The organism is Mariluticola halotolerans (assembly GCF_021611515.1).
Taxonomy (GTDB): domain Bacteria; phylum Pseudomonadota; class Alphaproteobacteria; order Rhizobiales; family Devosiaceae; genus Mariluticola; species Mariluticola halotolerans.
Map to the genome: position 1 here is coordinate 898,740 of NZ_CP090960.1, position 14,829 is coordinate 913,568.

13 protein-coding genes are annotated in these 14,829 nt (G+C 59.0%); 5 read left to right on the forward strand and 8 right to left on the reverse strand.

Annotated features, from left to right (window positions below; translation table 11 throughout):
* Positions 1–25 precede the first annotated feature (25 nt).
* Positions 26–1,183 carry a ribonuclease D gene (gene rnd / locus L1P08_RS04235; RefSeq protein WP_303618757.1) on the forward strand — a complete coding sequence of 386 codons (1,158 nt, stop codon included), beginning with the start codon at positions 26–28 and terminating at the stop codon, positions 1,181–1,183.
* Here the strand turns inward: rnd and L1P08_RS04240 are convergent.
* Genes L1P08_RS04240 through L1P08_RS04255 form a run of 4 tightly spaced genes read right to left on the reverse strand, consistent with a single transcriptional unit; the run spans position 1,170 to position 6,729 of the window.
* A complete protein-coding gene (locus L1P08_RS04240) occupies positions 1,170–2,711 on the reverse strand; it encodes a Ppx/GppA phosphatase family protein (RefSeq protein WP_303618758.1) in 1,542 nt (513 codons plus the stop codon). The two genes, rnd and L1P08_RS04240, sit on opposite strands and share 14 nt — an antisense overlap.
* Positions 2,708–4,891, reverse strand: a complete 2,184-nt coding sequence (locus tag L1P08_RS04245) for an RNA degradosome polyphosphate kinase (protein WP_303618759.1) — start codon at positions 4,889–4,891, stop codon at positions 2,708–2,710. Before L1P08_RS04245 ends, L1P08_RS04240 begins: the two co-directional genes overlap by 4 nt.
* Positions 4,884–5,660, reverse strand: coding sequence for a P-loop NTPase family protein (locus L1P08_RS04250; RefSeq protein ID WP_303618760.1), 777 nt, complete (start codon positions 5,658–5,660; stop codon positions 4,884–4,886). The genes L1P08_RS04245 and L1P08_RS04250 overlap by 8 nt, the downstream gene beginning before the upstream one ends.
* A complete protein-coding gene (locus tag L1P08_RS04255) occupies positions 5,635–6,729 on the reverse strand; it encodes an AI-2E family transporter (RefSeq protein WP_303618761.1) in 1,095 nt (364 codons plus the stop codon). The genes L1P08_RS04250 and L1P08_RS04255 overlap by 26 nt, the downstream gene beginning before the upstream one ends.
* A 134-nt stretch (positions 6,730–6,863) precedes the next feature.
* Here L1P08_RS04255 and purM point away from each other — a divergent pair, with 134 nt between their 5' ends.
* From purM to L1P08_RS04270, 3 genes are all read left to right on the forward strand, one after another.
* Positions 6,864–7,940, forward strand: coding sequence for a phosphoribosylformylglycinamidine cyclo-ligase (gene purM / locus L1P08_RS04260; RefSeq protein ID WP_303618762.1), 1,077 nt, complete (start codon positions 6,864–6,866; stop codon positions 7,938–7,940).
* Positions 7,937–8,539 (forward strand): phosphoribosylglycinamide formyltransferase, encoded by a 603-nt coding sequence (gene purN, locus L1P08_RS04265; RefSeq protein ID WP_303618763.1) that lies wholly within the window; start codon positions 7,937–7,939, stop codon positions 8,537–8,539. Before purM ends, purN begins: the two co-directional genes overlap by 4 nt.
* A gap of 110 nt (positions 8,540–8,649) precedes the next feature.
* Positions 8,650–9,540, forward strand: coding sequence for a DMT family transporter (locus tag L1P08_RS04270; RefSeq protein WP_303618764.1), 891 nt, complete (start codon positions 8,650–8,652; stop codon positions 9,538–9,540).
* 1,465 nt (positions 9,541–11,005) lie between these two features.
* On the opposite strand, the gene L1P08_RS04275 is transcribed toward L1P08_RS04270, so the two are convergent.
* From L1P08_RS04275 to L1P08_RS04290, 4 genes are all read right to left on the reverse strand, one after another.
* Complete coding sequence (locus L1P08_RS04275; protein ID WP_303618765.1) at positions 11,006–11,683, reverse strand: glutathione S-transferase; 678 nt, start codon at positions 11,681–11,683, stop codon at positions 11,006–11,008.
* Positions 11,684–11,767: 84 nt separating this feature from the next.
* On the reverse strand, positions 11,768–13,249 hold the full coding sequence (gene gatB / locus L1P08_RS04280) for an Asp-tRNA(Asn)/Glu-tRNA(Gln) amidotransferase subunit GatB (RefSeq protein ID WP_303618766.1): 1,482 nt from the start codon (positions 13,247–13,249) through the stop codon (positions 11,768–11,770).
* Between the two features lie 183 nt (positions 13,250–13,432).
* Entirely contained in the window at positions 13,433–13,945 is a 513-nt protein-coding gene (locus tag L1P08_RS04285) for a GNAT family N-acetyltransferase (RefSeq protein WP_303618767.1), read from the reverse strand.
* Between the two features lie 8 nt (positions 13,946–13,953).
* Positions 13,954–14,265 carry a chorismate mutase gene (locus tag L1P08_RS04290; protein WP_303618768.1) on the reverse strand — a complete coding sequence of 104 codons (312 nt, stop codon included), beginning with the start codon at positions 14,263–14,265 and terminating at the stop codon, positions 13,954–13,956.
* Positions 14,266–14,551: 286 nt separating this feature from the next.
* Between L1P08_RS04290 and L1P08_RS04295 the strand changes: the two genes are divergently transcribed.
* A complete protein-coding gene (locus L1P08_RS04295; protein WP_303618769.1) occupies positions 14,552–14,809 on the forward strand; it encodes a YjhX family toxin in 258 nt (85 codons plus the stop codon).
* Positions 14,810–14,829: the final 20 nt, after the last annotated feature.

Sequence of the window (14,829 nt, forward strand, 5' to 3'; positions counted from 1 at the left end):
GGAAAAATAAACGAGTAAAAACCTCATGCATGTAATTACGGCAACTGCCGAACTGGCAAAATTTTGCCAACACGCCGCGCAATTTGATTTCGTCACTGTTGATACCGAATTTCTCCGCGAAACGACCTACTGGCCAAAACTTTGTCTGGTCCAGGCCGCAACCACCGAACAGGCTGTGCTGATCGATCCGCTGGCCAAAGGTATCGATCTTTCGCCCCTGTTCGAATTGATGGCAAATGCCGCCGTCACCAAGGTGTTTCACGCCGCCCGCCAGGATGTGGAAATTTTCGTAAAGCTCTCCGGTGACGTGCCGGTAAACCTGTTTGACACCCAGATCGCAGCCAGCGTCTGCGGTTATGGTGACAGCGTTTCCTACGACAATCTGGTGCGCTCTGTCGTTGGCGTGCAGATCGACAAGAGTTCCCGGTTCACGGATTGGTCGGCCCGCCCCCTGAGCGAGAAACAGCTCACCTATGCGCTGGCAGACGTCACCCATCTGCGCGATATCTATGTGACATTGCGCGCCAAGATTGACGAGATGGATCGCGCCAGCTGGGTAGCGGATGAAAACGCCACGCTCTCCAGCATCGACACCTATATCGTCAAGCCGGAAGACGCCTGGCGCCGCCTGAAGATGAAAATCAATCGCCCGCGCGATCTGGCTGCCTTGAAGGCGCTGGCCGCATGGCGCGAACAGCGGGCGCAGGATAACGACCAGCCGCGCGGTCGCATTCTCAAGGATGACGCCATATACGAACTGGCCGTACAACGTCCGCTTCAGGCTGAAAAATTCGACAAGATGCGGGTCGTGCCACGTGGATTTGGCCGTTCGGCAGCTGCTAGCGAAATTATCAAGGTCCTCAAGGAAGTTGAGGATTTGCCCAAGGATAGCCTGCCGACCTTGCCCGCACGCGTCCATGGCCCCTCGCCCAAAGGTCCGATTGGGGATTTGATCCGGGTGCTGCTGAAGGCTGTTTCCGAGCGCGAGGGTGTCGCCGCGCGGATCATTGCCACCTCTGACGATATTGACGCGCTTGTGCTCGACGACAATGCAGACGTGTCGGCGCTCAAGGGTTGGCGGCGCTCAATATTCGGGGACCGGGCTCTCGCGATCAAGCATGGCCGTATCGGCCTTGCCGCAACGGACGAAGGTATTATCGAGGTACCAATCAGCCAATCGTGACGCGTTTATCGCTCATGTTCGACGTGTTGGCGAGCTGAGACAGGCGGTTTTCCAAACGGTCGCCGCCGAGGAATTCAAAATCCTGCGGCAGGTGCAAAACCAGCGTATCGCCGTCTGTTGAAAAGCGGACACGCGGCAATACGCCGGGCATGCCTGCCGACATGGGATAGGCGACCCGCAGAAGCGCACCGAGAATGCGGGCGCGCGCACTGCCCTTGCTGCCCGCCAGTTTCAGCAAGGCGCTGCTGATACTTTTGTGCTTGAGACCCATATAGCGCACGGCCAGCGCCTCGGCCAGAAACGCCCGGCCGGGATGGTCAATGCCCACAAGCGCACCATAAGCCACCAGATCAACGCTTTGCTCGCCCCGGTAATCGGGGTGCCCCCGCCAGCCGATGTCGGCGAGGAAACACAGTGCGTGGCGCAAGCGCGTCTCAGCTGGGGTCTCCGACAGGCCGGTACCGGCGATAAACTGCTCTGAAAATTCCATCAGGTCATAGGCATGGGCTGGCGAGCGGGCGCGCAGCACCGACATTTCCTCACACGCCTGCAGCAAGGGGTCGACGGCCTGCTCCTTCGGTTTCAGCAGGCTGTAAAGATAGCCCTCACGCACACCGAGGGCGGAGAAGACAACCTTGTCGAATTGTCCCGCGCGCAGCGTTTCCGACATGATTGCGGCACCAAACGGCATCAGGCCCCGCCGGGAGGAGCTCAAGTGATTTTCGTTCTGGTAAGTGCCGGTCGCCTCGAAATCCGCAACAACCGTGTCGCAGAGTTCAATAATGTCTGATGCCTTGGCGGTATAGTGCTGGATCATGTGCAGCGGGTATTTCTTTTGACGCTGATGCAGTTTGACCAGCGACCGCCATGTCCCGCCAATGGCGCAGAATGTGCCGTTTGGTCCCGCGCCGAATTGTGCCGATTTCTGCAGCCGTTCGCGCGCAAGCCCGGCGGCCTTTTGCGCTGAACCGCCGCTATCGTCCTGCAGGCGGATCACGCCCAGCTCGTGGGTTTCCCCGCCTGTGTCCGTCCCGTTTTCAACGCGCGACAATTCAAGGCTGCCGCCGCCAAGATCACCGACAACACCGGTAAATTCAGGCATGCCGGCCACAACGCCAATGGCGGCATAATGGGCTTCTTCCACACCTGCGAGCACTTTGACCGGGGCGTGCATGATCGCTTCCACATCGGCGCAAAAAGCCGGGCCATTACTGGCTTCACGCACGGCGGATGTCGCCAGAATATGTGTCTGGCCCACGCCCATGAGCCTGGCCACCAATGCAAAACGGCGCATCGCCTGAAGCGCATGCGCCGTGTTGGCATCTGCCAGCCGCCCGGTCGCGGCAACACCGCGTCCCAGGGCACATGAAGCCTTTTCGTTATAGAGAGGGGTCAGTGCCCGTGCGTGACGCTCATAGACCACCAAACGCACGGAGTTTGAACCGATGTCGAGAACCGCGACAGGTTTAGCGCCTTTAATCCGGCCCTGGGCGGTTGGGTCGGCATCAACGCCCCATCTGACTATCAATCGTCATCCTCGTCACTATCGTCGCTGCCGGTCAGGGCACTACCCCGGCCCGACAGACTTGGGTTTGTCATAAAATAGTCGTGGGCATTAAACAACTCATCGCCGTCTTTTGGCCGCACGCGCTGCGAGCTCCCATCGGGCAGGACTTCCCAGCTTTGCTGATTGTCGCGGAGATAGGCGACCATGATCCGTTCAAGGATCTGTTTATGCACCGTGTTGTTCAGCATCGGTGTCAAAGCCTCAACGCGCCAGTCGAGGTTGCGTTGCATCAGGTCAGCGGAGGAAATATAGACCATGGCCTCGCGCGAGGGCATTTCCGCGCCATTGCCAAAGCAATAGATGCGGGAGTGCTCGAGGAAGCGGCCGACGACTGATTTGACCCGGATATTGTCGGAAAAGCCGGGAATGCCGGGCCGCAGGCAGCAAATGCCGCGCACGATCAACTCAACCTTGACCCCGGCAATACTGGCATCATAAAGCGCATCGATGATAATCGGATCGACCAGCGCATTCATCTTGAACCAGATATTGGCGGGTTCGCCGCGCTCGGCGTGTTGGATTTCCTTGGCAATCCCGTCAAGCAGCGTCTGGCGCAGATTGACCGGGGAAACCGCGATGCATTCCATCTCCGAGGGCCGGGCGTAACCGGTGATGTAATTGAACACCCGGGCAACGTCGCGGGTGATGGCCGGGTTGGAAGTGAAATAGCTCAGGTCGGTATAAACCTTGGCGGTGATCGGGTGGTAATTGCCGGTACCGATATGGCAATAGCTGACCAACTTGCCCTTTTCGCGCCGCACGACCTGGCTCAGCTTGGCATGGGTCTTGAGTTCGATGAACCCGAAAACCACCTGTGCCCCTGCCCGCTCCAGATCGCGGGCCCAGCGGATATTGGCCTCTTCGTCAAAGCGCGCCTTGAGTTCGACCAGCGCGGTGACGGATTTGCCCGCTTCCGCTGCAATAACCAGCGCTTTGATGATCGGGGAATCGGATGAGGTTCTGTAAAGCGTCTGCTTGATGGCCACGACATCCGGGTCACGCGCGGCCTGCATAAGGAATTGCGCCACCACATCGAAGCTCTCGAATGGATGATGGACGAGCAGGTCCTTGGCCTGGATCGCGGCCAGACAATCACCGTGAAAATCGCGAATCCGCTCCGGGAAACGCGCGTGATAGGGCGTGAATTTCAGATCGGGGCGATCGATATCGCAAATCTTGGCGGCATCGCCCAGCCCCATAAAGCCTTCCACTTCAAACGTGTCTTCCGGGCTGACGCGCAATTCCTCAGCGATATGCCGGCGCAGGATCTTGGGCATGGATTTTTCGATTTCCAGCCGGATCACCTGTCCGCGGCGGCGCTGGCGCAGGGCACTTTCGAATTCGACCACGAGATCTTCGGCTTCGTCATCGATTTCGATTTCACTGTCGCGGATCAGCCGGAACGCGCCGGACCCCAGAATTTTGTAGCCGGGGAACATCTTGTGGAAGAACAGCTTGACCAGCGTTTCCAGCGTCACCAGTTCCGTGCGGCGTTCCGCCGTCAGGCTGGATGGCAGGCTGATGAAGCGGTCGACATTGAGCGGCAGGCGCACCAGCGCCAGAAGCCGTTCGGTGCTATTGGCCCGCTCCAGCTGGAAGGCCAGCGAAAAGCCGAGATTGGGAATGAAGGGGAACGGGTGGGCCGGATCGACCGCAATCGGGGTCAGGACCGGGAAAATTTCCTCGCGGAACAGCTTTTGCAGGAACTTGATCTGCTCGGGGCTTAAGTCTTCCTCTTCATGAATCACCACGTTTTGCGCAAACAATTCCTCGCGCATGGTCTGCCAGTAATCCTGCTGCTCAAGCTGCAGGTGCTGGGCGAGCGTGGTGATGTCTTCCAGCTGTTCGGTGGCCGAAAGCCCGTCAGCGCTCATCTTGGACATGCCGGCGCGCACCTGGCCCTTCAGGCCGGCCACGCGCACCATGAAGAATTCATCGAGATTGTTGGCGGAGATCGAGACGAAACGCAGCCGTTCGAGCAGCGGGTGATTGGTGTTACCCGCCTCTTCAAGCACCCGCATATTGAACTGCAGCCAGGAGACCTCGCGATTGACGAAGCGAGCCGGACTGGTCCTCAGCGCTTCCACATCCGGCGCAGTGTCCTCGGTATTGGCTTCTGGGATATCTGTGATTTCATTCATCGGGGTCACCGTTTCCGGAAGAGTTGGTCTGCGCCTCGGCGCGGATGGCCAGGGCTTCAGCAGCAATTGAACGCGTGACGGAAGCCCGCCGCGTCAGCGCCAGCTTGTCCATCAACGCAACGATAGCCACTGCCTCCGAGGTCGAACGCTCCATGCGCGCAACCAGATAGGCAATGATTTTGGGGTCGATCGTGATCTGCCGATCCCCGAAGAGTTTCACCAACATCTGTGACAGTTGGATGTCATCAGGGGTCTCTACCGGGAAATTGGAGGCCAGCCGGGCCCGCGACAGCACGTCAGCGGTTTTATAGGGCCACTGGCTCACCGGATTGCGCGCCGTCATCAGCAAGGGCCGGGCGTCGCGCATGCACTGGTTGAGCAGATGGAACAAGGCCTGCTCGTCATAGGCGATACGGTCCACATCTTCCAGCAGCACCGGCTGGGTGCCGCCCTGCCCGGCCAGCGTTTCCAGCGCCTCCGGCAGCGCATGCACCGCCTCTGCCCGCTCGGCCCAGATGCGGGCCAGATGGGACTTTCCTGATTTGGCGGGGCCGGAAATCAGGCTGAGCGGACCGGACCAGTTGGGAAAGGCAATGACATGTTCAAAGGCAAGCTGATTGCCCGGGCTGACGATAAAGTCAGCCTCGGCATGCGAAGGGGTGTGACCAAGATCGAGAACAAGCTGGCCGCCATGCCGAACGGGCAATTCCGGCTCGGCGTCGAGCAGATCGACGCCCGTCTGACTATTTTGCCTTGGGTGACTGACCACCGCTGCTCCCGTCCGCTTCCAGATATAGCGGGCTTTCCTGATATTTGCGTACGGCAAAGCGTATCAGAACACTGGCCACTGCCGCCATAGGCACGGCCAGCAACAGGCCGACAAAACCGAAAATCAGGCCGAAGGCAAACAGGGCGAACATCAGCCAGACCGGATGCACCCCGATGCTGCTGCCCACGAGTTTGGGGTAAAGAATATTGCCCTCAAGAAACTGACCGACCAAAAACACCACGAAAACCGCAACGATCATCGGCCATTCGGGCCAGAACTGCACAAGCGCCACGCCCACTGAAAGCACGAACCCGACCAGAAAACCCACATAGGGAATGAAGCTCAACAGCCCCGCCACCAGACCGATGGCAAGACCGAAGCTGAGCCCGGTCAGGGTGAGCGAGGTTGCATAAAACACGCTCAGCAGCAAAACCACACTCACCTGCCCGCGGATCACGCCGGCCATGGCCACATCGATGTCCTTCAACACGCCCCGGATTTCGTCGCGATGCTTGCGCGGCAGCAATTTGTCGGCAGCGGTGACCATGCCATCCCAGTCGAGCAGCATGTAAAAGGCAACCACAGGCGTGACCACCAAAAGGCCGATGGCGTTCAAAAGCGTCATGCTGGACTGCATGATCTGGCCGAAAATATTGCCCGCGATCCCCAGGCCGTTCTGCAACAGGTCCGCCAAGGCGTTCTGCACCTGTGCAAAACGCTCAGCCCCCAGAAAAGCATAGACTTCCGGCGCCCATTGATTGGCCAGTTCCTGCAATTGATTGACATAGCCCGGCAGGCGCTGCGCCAGACCCACTGCCTGTTGCGCCACAAGCGGCACGATCAGGAAAAATGCACCGGTGAATATCACCAGCGCCAGCGTCAGGATAACGGATGTCGCCCAGAAGCGGCTGAATTTCCAGCGCTCAAGCTGGTCGGCAACCGGGTCAAGCAGATAGGCCAGCGCCATGCCGACAACGAAGGGCAAAAGAATGCCGCGGAAAACCCAGAGGCCAAGGATAAGTGCCGCCAGCAGGAGAAGCCAAACTTTGATCTGGTTTTGCAGTAACATAAGGCGCGCAACCCTTGCGTGTCGTCCTGAGAGCCGTTATCAGCGCTGATACCGCCCCGCCAGGCGAGGAGCAACCGCTTTGATACGGTCAAACCAATGTGGTGGGGACAAAACCCGAGCGAAGTGCCAAAGCCATGTCCAACGAACAACAAGTGCCACCAAACGGTTTATCATACAAGCAGGCAGGCGTGGATATCGACGCCGGTAATGCACTTGTCGAGGCGATCAAGCCCGCTGTTCGCTCGACCCGCCGCCCCGGCGCGGATGGTGAAATCGGTGGTTTCGGCGGTCTGTTCGACCTGAAGGCTGCCGGGTTCAAGGATCCGGTTCTGGTGGCCGCCAATGATGGCGTCGGCACCAAATTGCGCATTGCCATCGAGACGGGCAAACACGACACGATTGGCATCGATCTGGTAGCCATGTGCGTCAACGATATTATCGTTCAGGGTGCCGAACCGCTGTTCTTTCTCGATTATTTTGCCACCGGCAAGCTGGACGTCGCCGAGGGCAAGGCGATTGTCGAGGGTATTGCCGAGGGCTGCCGCCAGTCCGGTTGCGCGCTGATCGGCGGCGAAACGGCTGAAATGCCGGGCATGTACAGCGCAGGCGATTATGATCTGGCCGGTTTCTGCGTCGGTGGTGCGGAACGCGACCAGCTTTTGCCGCGCGGCGAGATGGCGGCGGGCGATGTTCTGGTGGCAATTGCCTCTTCCGGGCCGCACTCAAACGGCTATTCACTGATCCGCAAGATCGTTGAGGTTTCCGGCGTCGCATGGGACGCGCCAGCGCCTTTCGCGCCTCAGCAAACACTGGCGCAAGCTTTGCTCACGCCGACACGGATTTATGTAAAGCCGCTTCTTGCCGCGCTCAAAGACGGGCTGGCGATCCGGGCGATGGCCCATATTACCGGTGGCGGCTTTATCGACAATATTCCGCGCGTTCTGCCTGACAGCTTGTCCGCGCATATCGATCTGAACGCCATTGCGGTGCCAAAAGTTTTCGGCTGGCTGGCCCAGACCGGGGGCATGGATGCCCGCGAGATGTTGCGCACGTTCAACTGCGGTGTCGGCATGCTCGTGGCGGTCGCCCCTGATGATGCCGACGCCTTGATTGCCCATCTGGCAAACTCCGGCGAACAGGCCGCGCGGGTCGGTGTTCTGGCCGCGCGGGATGGCGATGCGGTGACATTTGAAGGTGCACTGGCACTATGAGCGACAAAAAGCGGGTTGCCGTTCTGATCTCCGGGCGCGGCTCCAATATGAGCGCGCTGATCGAGGCGGCACGCGCCTCCGATTATCCAGCGGAAATTGTTGGCGTCATTGCCAATAAACCGGGCGCGGAAGGCCTGGTAACCGCCGGACACAACAATATCCCCACCGCCGTGTTCTCGCTGAAGAACTATGCCGACAAGGCCGCGACAGATGCCGCCATTGACGGGCAGTTGCAGGCCTGGAATGTGGATATTGTCTGCCTTGCCGGGTTCATGCGCCTGCTCAGCGCAGAATTCTGTGCCAAGTGGGAAGGCAAGGCGATCAACATCCACCCCTCTTTGCTACCTGCCTTTAAAGGGCTCGATACCCATGCGCGGGCGCTGGACGAAGATGTGTCCGAGCATGGATGCACGGTGCATTTCGTGACCGCCGACATGGATGACGGCCCGATCATTGGTCAGGTCGCCGTGCCGGTGGAATTCGGCGATACGCCGGGCATACTGGCCGAACGGGTTTTGAAGGCAGAGCACAAGCTTTACCCCTGGGCTTTGGCGCAGGTGGCCTCGGGCGCGATCACCTTTGAGGACCTCAAGGACTAGGCAGTCAATGCCAGTCCGCACATCACCAGAATTGATAGCTGTCATCGCAAGAAACGGATCGACCGGGGCGTTTTTGAGGCCTAGTGTCGAGCGTTCTCTGGAGATTGAAAATGGCTTTGCGCGACTGGCTATGGGTAATTCTGCTGGGTGCTATCTGGGGGTGCTCGTTCCTTTTCAACGCTGTGCTTATTCGTGAGCTGGGGCCCCTTTGGGTTTCCGCAGGCCGCGTGGGCATTGGAGCCCTTGGGTGCTGGGCCTTTGTTTTCGCTTTTGGCAAAAAGCTGCCGCGTGAGCGCGCGATATACGGCCATTTTCTGGTGCTGGGCATCCTCTCCTATGCCATTCCTTTTGCGCTGTTCCCCCTCAGTCAGGCCTATCTGGCCTCGGGTGTTGCCGCGATCATCAATGCCATGACCCCCATCATGACCGTCATCGTCTCGCAGTTCTGGCATGGGGGCGAAAAGGTCAGCTGGAGCAAATCCGCAGGCGTGCTCTCCGGATTTGCCGGGGTGGCCATCCTCGCCTCCCCCGCGCTCGCCGCTGGTGGCACCTCACAGATATGGGCGATTGCCGCCTGTCTGCTTGCCACTATCTGCTATGCGGTTTCGTTGAACTACGCCCGCAATTTCAAGCATATAGACCCGTCAATTCTGGCCGCCTGCGCCTTGAGCGGTGCCACCGTCGCGGCAGTCCCGGCAGCGTTTCTGATGCACGGGATACCGCATCTGGTGACGGTAGAGGGCTGGGCCGCCATGCTGGGTATCGGCCTTCTCGCCACCGCCTTCGCCTTCCAGATCATGTACCGGCTTCTGCCCCGTATCGGCGCGACGAATTTTTCAGTCGTCACCTTCATCGCCCCTGTCTCAGCCATCCTTCTCGGCTTCACCCTCCTGGGTGAAACGCTAAAGCCGGAACATATCATGGGCATGATCGGCATCTTCATCGGCCTGCTACTCATCGACGGCCGCATCGTCCGGCGCTGGCAACGCGCAAAAACCTGACCCCACCCCACAGGCGAGAACCCAGCAGCAGGCAGAATTTTCCGCATGAATTGCCTTTAGCACCCCCGACGCGGCGCACTGGATTCCCGTTTTCACGGGAATGACGTTGTGGGTTTGGAACGCCCCAATCCCTCATCCCCCAGATCGTCACCCTCGGGCCCGACCCGAGGGCCCATGACCCACCATCCAGATTAGATGAAGGTCGGGTCAGTTCCAACCTTCCCGCACCAAACGCCCACCTGTGGCACTGCGCCATCGCATGGGTACTCGGGTCAGGCCCGAGTATGACGATCGGAGATAGGACAACAAATGGCACCTCCCCCTTCCTTCTCCCTCGGGCTTGACCCGAGGGTCCATACGATACCGGCCACACCGCATGGATGCCCGGATCAAGTCCGGGCAAAAAGGGGCGAAAGGCTAGATCTCGCCCAAACCCTCACCCTGAGCCTGTCGAAGGGCGAGGGTTTTAACACCGCACTCGTCGCCCATCCTTCGACAGGCTCAGGATGAGGTAAGGGACAAACCCAATCACAAATCCCTCCTCGTCATTGCGAGCGGCGAAGCCGCGCGGCAATCCAGAACGGGATGCACATAACCCGGCGACCTTCTTCTCCACAAAACTTATCGACGCCCCCCAAACCCCGTTTATCCTCACCCCACCTTTTCACAACACCGGCGCCGGCGCGACGAACGTCCGGGGTGAAGGGGGACCGGGTTCCTTGGGGGTCGCCTCAGGGAAGGCCAAAACTGTGCCGCGACCAGCCTGCCCCCGTTGGCAGGTGTACCGGGGAAACCCGGCGGGGATGGGCCCCAGCGCTAGTAAGAGTACAGGCCACGCCAAAAATCCCGGTTGCATGAGACGGTGTATGTCTCATTTGTTTAACTCTCAGACGGGCCATGCACCGTCTCATGCCGCCTGTTTATGGACACCGTGGGGTCTTTGGGCCTGACGGGGGATTTGAGGTGGGTGGAATTTGAGGGGTGCCCAAAAAAATCTTTCACCCAACCCACATCGTCACCCTCGGGCCTGACCCGAGGGCCCATGACCAACCATCAGCAAATACAAAAGGACGGAACGCCCCCCTATGGTCGCTGCACCACCGCATGGGTACTCGGGTCAAGCCCGAGTATGACGATCGGAGATAGGACGACGCATGGCACCTCCCCCTTCCTTCTGCCTCGGGCTTGACCCGAGGGTCCATACGATACCGGCCACATCGCATGGATGCCCGGATCAAGTCCGGGCAAAAAGGGGTGAAGGGCTAGATCTCTCCCCACCCCCAATCGTCATCCCCGCGCATGCGGGGATCCAGTGCACCGCGTCGGCGGTGCGGGGGATGTCTTTCGCGGGCAGGACTGCCCGCTGCTGGATTCCCGTTTCCACGGGAATGACGGAGTGGGTGTGGCAAGGATGTGGACGAGGATGAGGATGAGGATGAGGATGAAATTACACCCCATGCCGGTCTCACATACTGGTCGCCGTGTAGGCGTAGGCGCCGCCGGCTTTCAGCGCTGCCTGATAGGCTGGCCGCTGGCGGATGGCGTCGGCCCAATGCCGGATGGCGGCACAATTCTCGCCAAAGGATATACGGTCCGCGCCGGCCTCCACCGGAAAGCTCATCATGATGTCGGCGGCGCTAAACCGGTCGCCGGCAAACCAGCCATCACGCGCCAGTTCCGCCTGCCAGAATGCCACATGTTCGGCGATCTGCGGGTCCAGCAACTGGGTGGAGACGCCTTTGGTGATCAGGCTGGCGACGGGGCGCACGAAAAACGGCACCCTTTCGGGAATGGCGGTAAAGACCAGCTTCATCACCAGCAAGGGCATGGCCGACCCTTCAGAATAGTGCAGCCAGTAATCAAAGCGCCGCCGCTCGGGCGTGCCCATGGCCGGCCGCAGGCTGTCACTGCTGTCATAGGTATCGAGCAGGTAGCTGACAATCGCCCCGCTCTCTGCAATCACCAGATCGCCATCGGTTATAACCGGCGACTTGCCAAGCGGATGCACGGCTTTAAGGCTTGCGGGCGCCTCCATGTCGCGGCCGCGCTTATAGCGCTTGATCTCGTAGGGCAGATCAAGCTCTTCCAGCAACCACAGGATCCGGTGGGCGCGGGAGTTTTCGAGATAATGAACAACGAGCACAGCAGTCTCCGGATCAAGCAAAAGGCAGGTCACGGTGAACCTGCCTTTGGAACGTATCAAAGCCGCTTGCGGATCACCGCAAGGCTAAAGACCAAGCTTGGCCTTGAGGATCTCGTTGACCGCCTGCGGATTGGCCTTGCCTTGCGAGGCTTTCATGACCTGACCCACAAACCAGCCAACCATGCTGGGCTTGTCAGCCACCTGGGCAACCTTGTCGGGATTGGCGGCGATGATCTCATCGACCACCTTCTCGATGGCGCCGGTATCGGTGACCTGCTTCATGCCACGGCTTTCAACGATCTCCGCGGGGTTACCGCCCTCGGTCCAGACGATCTCGAACAGGTCCTTGGCAATCTTGCCGGAAATCTCGCCGCTGGAAATCAAATCGATAATGCCACCAAGCTGGTCCGGGCTGACAGGGCTGTCCTCAATGTTCAGCCCTTCCTTGGACAGGCGGCCGAACAATTCATTATTGACCCAGTTAACCGCAAGCTTGCCATCGCGGCCCTTGGCAACGGCCTCAAAGAAATCGGCCTTCACCTGTTCGGTCACCAGCACCGAGGCGTCATAATGGGTAATGCCGTAATCGGCGATCAGGCGGGCCTGCTTTTCATCCGGCAACTCAGGAAGATTGGCGGCCAGCTCGGCAATCAGCGCATCATCGAATTCGAGCGGCAGCAGATCGGGGTCCGGGAAATAGCGGTAATCATGCGCTTCTTCTTTCGAGCGCATGGAACGGGTCTGCCCGGATTTGGGATCATAGAGCCGGGTTTCCTGATCGATCGCGCCGCCATCTTCCAGAATATCAATCTGGCGGCGGGCCTCATATTCGATGGCCTGACCGGCAAAACGCATGGAATTGACGTTCTTGATTTCGCAGCGGGTGCCGAATTCACCGCCAGGCTTGCGCACGGAGACATTGATATCGGCACGCATGGAGCCCTGCTCCATATTGCCATCGCAGGTGCCGAGATAACGCAGAATGGTGCGCAGCTTGGACAGATAGGCCTTCGCCTCATCCGAGGAACGCAGATCGGGCTTGGAGACAATCTCCATCAGGGCCACGCCGGAACGGTTGAGATCGACAAAGCTCATATTCGGGTGCTGATCGTGGATCGACTTGCCGGCATCCTGTTCCAGATGCAGGCGTTCAATGCCGATCTCGACCTCACCATCCTCACCCATATCGAGCAGGACCTTGCCCTCCCCGACAATCGGGTCCTTGAACTGGGAAATCTGATAGCCCTGCGGCAGATCCGGATAGAAATAATTCTTGCGATCGAAAAGCGAGCGCTTGTTGATCTGCGCCTTAAGACCAAGACCCGTGCGCACGGCCTGCCTTACGCACTGGACATTGATAACCGGCAGCATGCCGGGCATGGCCGCATCCACGAAGGAAACATTGTTGTTGGGCGGCTGACCGAACTCTGTCGAGGAGCCGGAAAACAGCTTGGATTCCGAGGTCACCTGGGCATGGACTTCCATGCCGATAACAATTTCCCAATCGCCGGTCGCCCCTTTGATGAACTGTTTGGGGTTCGGCGTGCGCGTATCAACAAGTGTCATATTCTGATCATTCCTGCATCCCGCAGTCCTGCGGGCTTAAGAGCTTTGAAGCGGCGGGCTTTTTCTATCGCATCGTCAGGACAGGCGCAAACTTTTCGCCACGTCCGGCACCGGGTGTTTCCGGCAGCGGCTTGGGCGTCCCTCAAATGCAATGATTGGGCGTACGCCAGCAGTCCCGAACCCCTATTCGTCGCCGACGGGGCCCCGGAACGGGCGAAGCTGTTTTTCCAGCCGCACACTCATATAGGGTTTGTGGGCACCACGGCCGTCGAGCTTCATGGCAAGGATATGATAGCCCTGATTTTCGTAGAATTTTACGGCTTGCACATGGTCAGCGGGGGTTTCGAGCTGGGAGACGGCATGGCCCTCCAGTTCAAAAATGCTCTCCATGCGTTTCAGCAAAAGCCCGCCGATACCCTGCCCCTGCAGATGCGGGGTGACGAACAGGTAAGGGATATAGGCCTTGCCGCGTTGGCGGGAGCACCAGCCGAGAACCTCGCCGCGCGACTCGGCAACGATGACGTCCTGAATGCGGTCCTGACAATAGCCGGCAAGCTGGTTCATCAGCGATTCCCGCGAGCTGTCGCGCTCATGGTACAAAGGGAGAATACTCTGTTCCCAGGCGACGAATCCAAGGGCCGCGAGATCCATGGCTTCGCTGGGATCGGCATGACGGATAACTGGAAAATATGACATGTGGCCCCTCAGGATTTGTGCCGCGCCGCGATGATACCCTTTTCGTAATTCACGTTCCAGCTGATCAATGTCCGCCAGATCAACTCGGCCTGATCTTCATCCAGATGCAGGGAATCAGCCTGTTTGCGCACCTTTTTGATGATGGCCTCAATCCGCTCCGGCACGAAGGCTTCATGCGGATCGTTTTTGAGCTCAGCCATCCGGGTCACATATGTATGCCGCTCGGCGAAAAGGGTGACAAGCGCTGCGTCGATGCGGTCCAGTTCCTTGCGAACATCCTCTTTATCGGCACAGTCGGCGGGCGGTTTAATAGCGGTCACGAACAGTCTCTCATTTATAGGCTCGTCCAATCTTATGCCGGAGAATGGCATCGCGCTACCGTCTATTCAACAGAACATGAAGTCCGCTGGCATTTTGCCCACAACGGGTGTAAAATTGTCGTCGTTGAAGGAGTTTTTATGTCCGGACAGTCGGTCATCCGCTAGGGTTCCCTAAGCTTTCGCCACGGAACCGATCACGAACCAACGTGCTGCCATGCGTTTGCTGGCGGCGCGTCGTTTTGGTTTGGCCGTTTTCGGCCGGAACGATCCGGATACTTCCCTTCAAATGGATATTTCAAGAGACGAACAGCGGGTGCTTCACGCGCTCGCTCAGGGTGGCTTGCTTAAGCTGCTCAAGGATGCGCGCGGACGCGCTATCGGCGTGGAGTGCTACACCCGTGATGGCTGGCGCATGGCCGGTGCCGATTTGCTGATTTTTCGCAAGCTGAAGCGCAAGAAAGCCATCAAATCGATCAATTCGGGCCCCTACCGCATCACGCGGCGCGGGTTGGAACTTGTGCGCAGTCAGGTGGACAATCGTTGAACCTTGTGGGGCGGCTCGCC

Excerpts from the sequence above, each read along its gene's own strand:
- rnd (WP_303618757.1), top strand. The coding sequence starts at position 26 with ATGCATGTAATTACGGCAACTGCCGAACTGGCAAAATTTTGCCAACAC.
- L1P08_RS04245 (WP_303618759.1), bottom strand. The coding sequence starts at position 4,891 with ATGAATGAAATCACAGATATCCCAGAAGCCAATACCGAGGACACTGCG.
- L1P08_RS04255 (WP_303618761.1), bottom strand. The coding sequence starts at position 6,729 with ATGTTACTGCAAAACCAGATCAAAGTTTGGCTTCTCCTGCTGGCGGCA.
- purM (WP_303618762.1), top strand. The coding sequence starts at position 6,864 with ATGTCCAACGAACAACAAGTGCCACCAAACGGTTTATCATACAAGCAG.
- purN (WP_303618763.1), top strand. The coding sequence starts at position 7,937 with ATGAGCGACAAAAAGCGGGTTGCCGTTCTGATCTCCGGGCGCGGCTCC.
- L1P08_RS04270 (WP_303618764.1), top strand. The coding sequence starts at position 8,650 with ATGGCTTTGCGCGACTGGCTATGGGTAATTCTGCTGGGTGCTATCTGG.
- gatB (WP_303618766.1), bottom strand. The coding sequence starts at position 13,249 with ATGACACTTGTTGATACGCGCACGCCGAACCCCAAACAGTTCATCAAA.
- L1P08_RS04285 (WP_303618767.1), bottom strand. The coding sequence starts at position 13,945 with ATGTCATATTTTCCAGTTATCCGTCATGCCGATCCCAGCGAAGCCATG.
- L1P08_RS04295 (WP_303618769.1), top strand. The coding sequence starts at position 14,552 with ATGGATATTTCAAGAGACGAACAGCGGGTGCTTCACGCGCTCGCTCAG.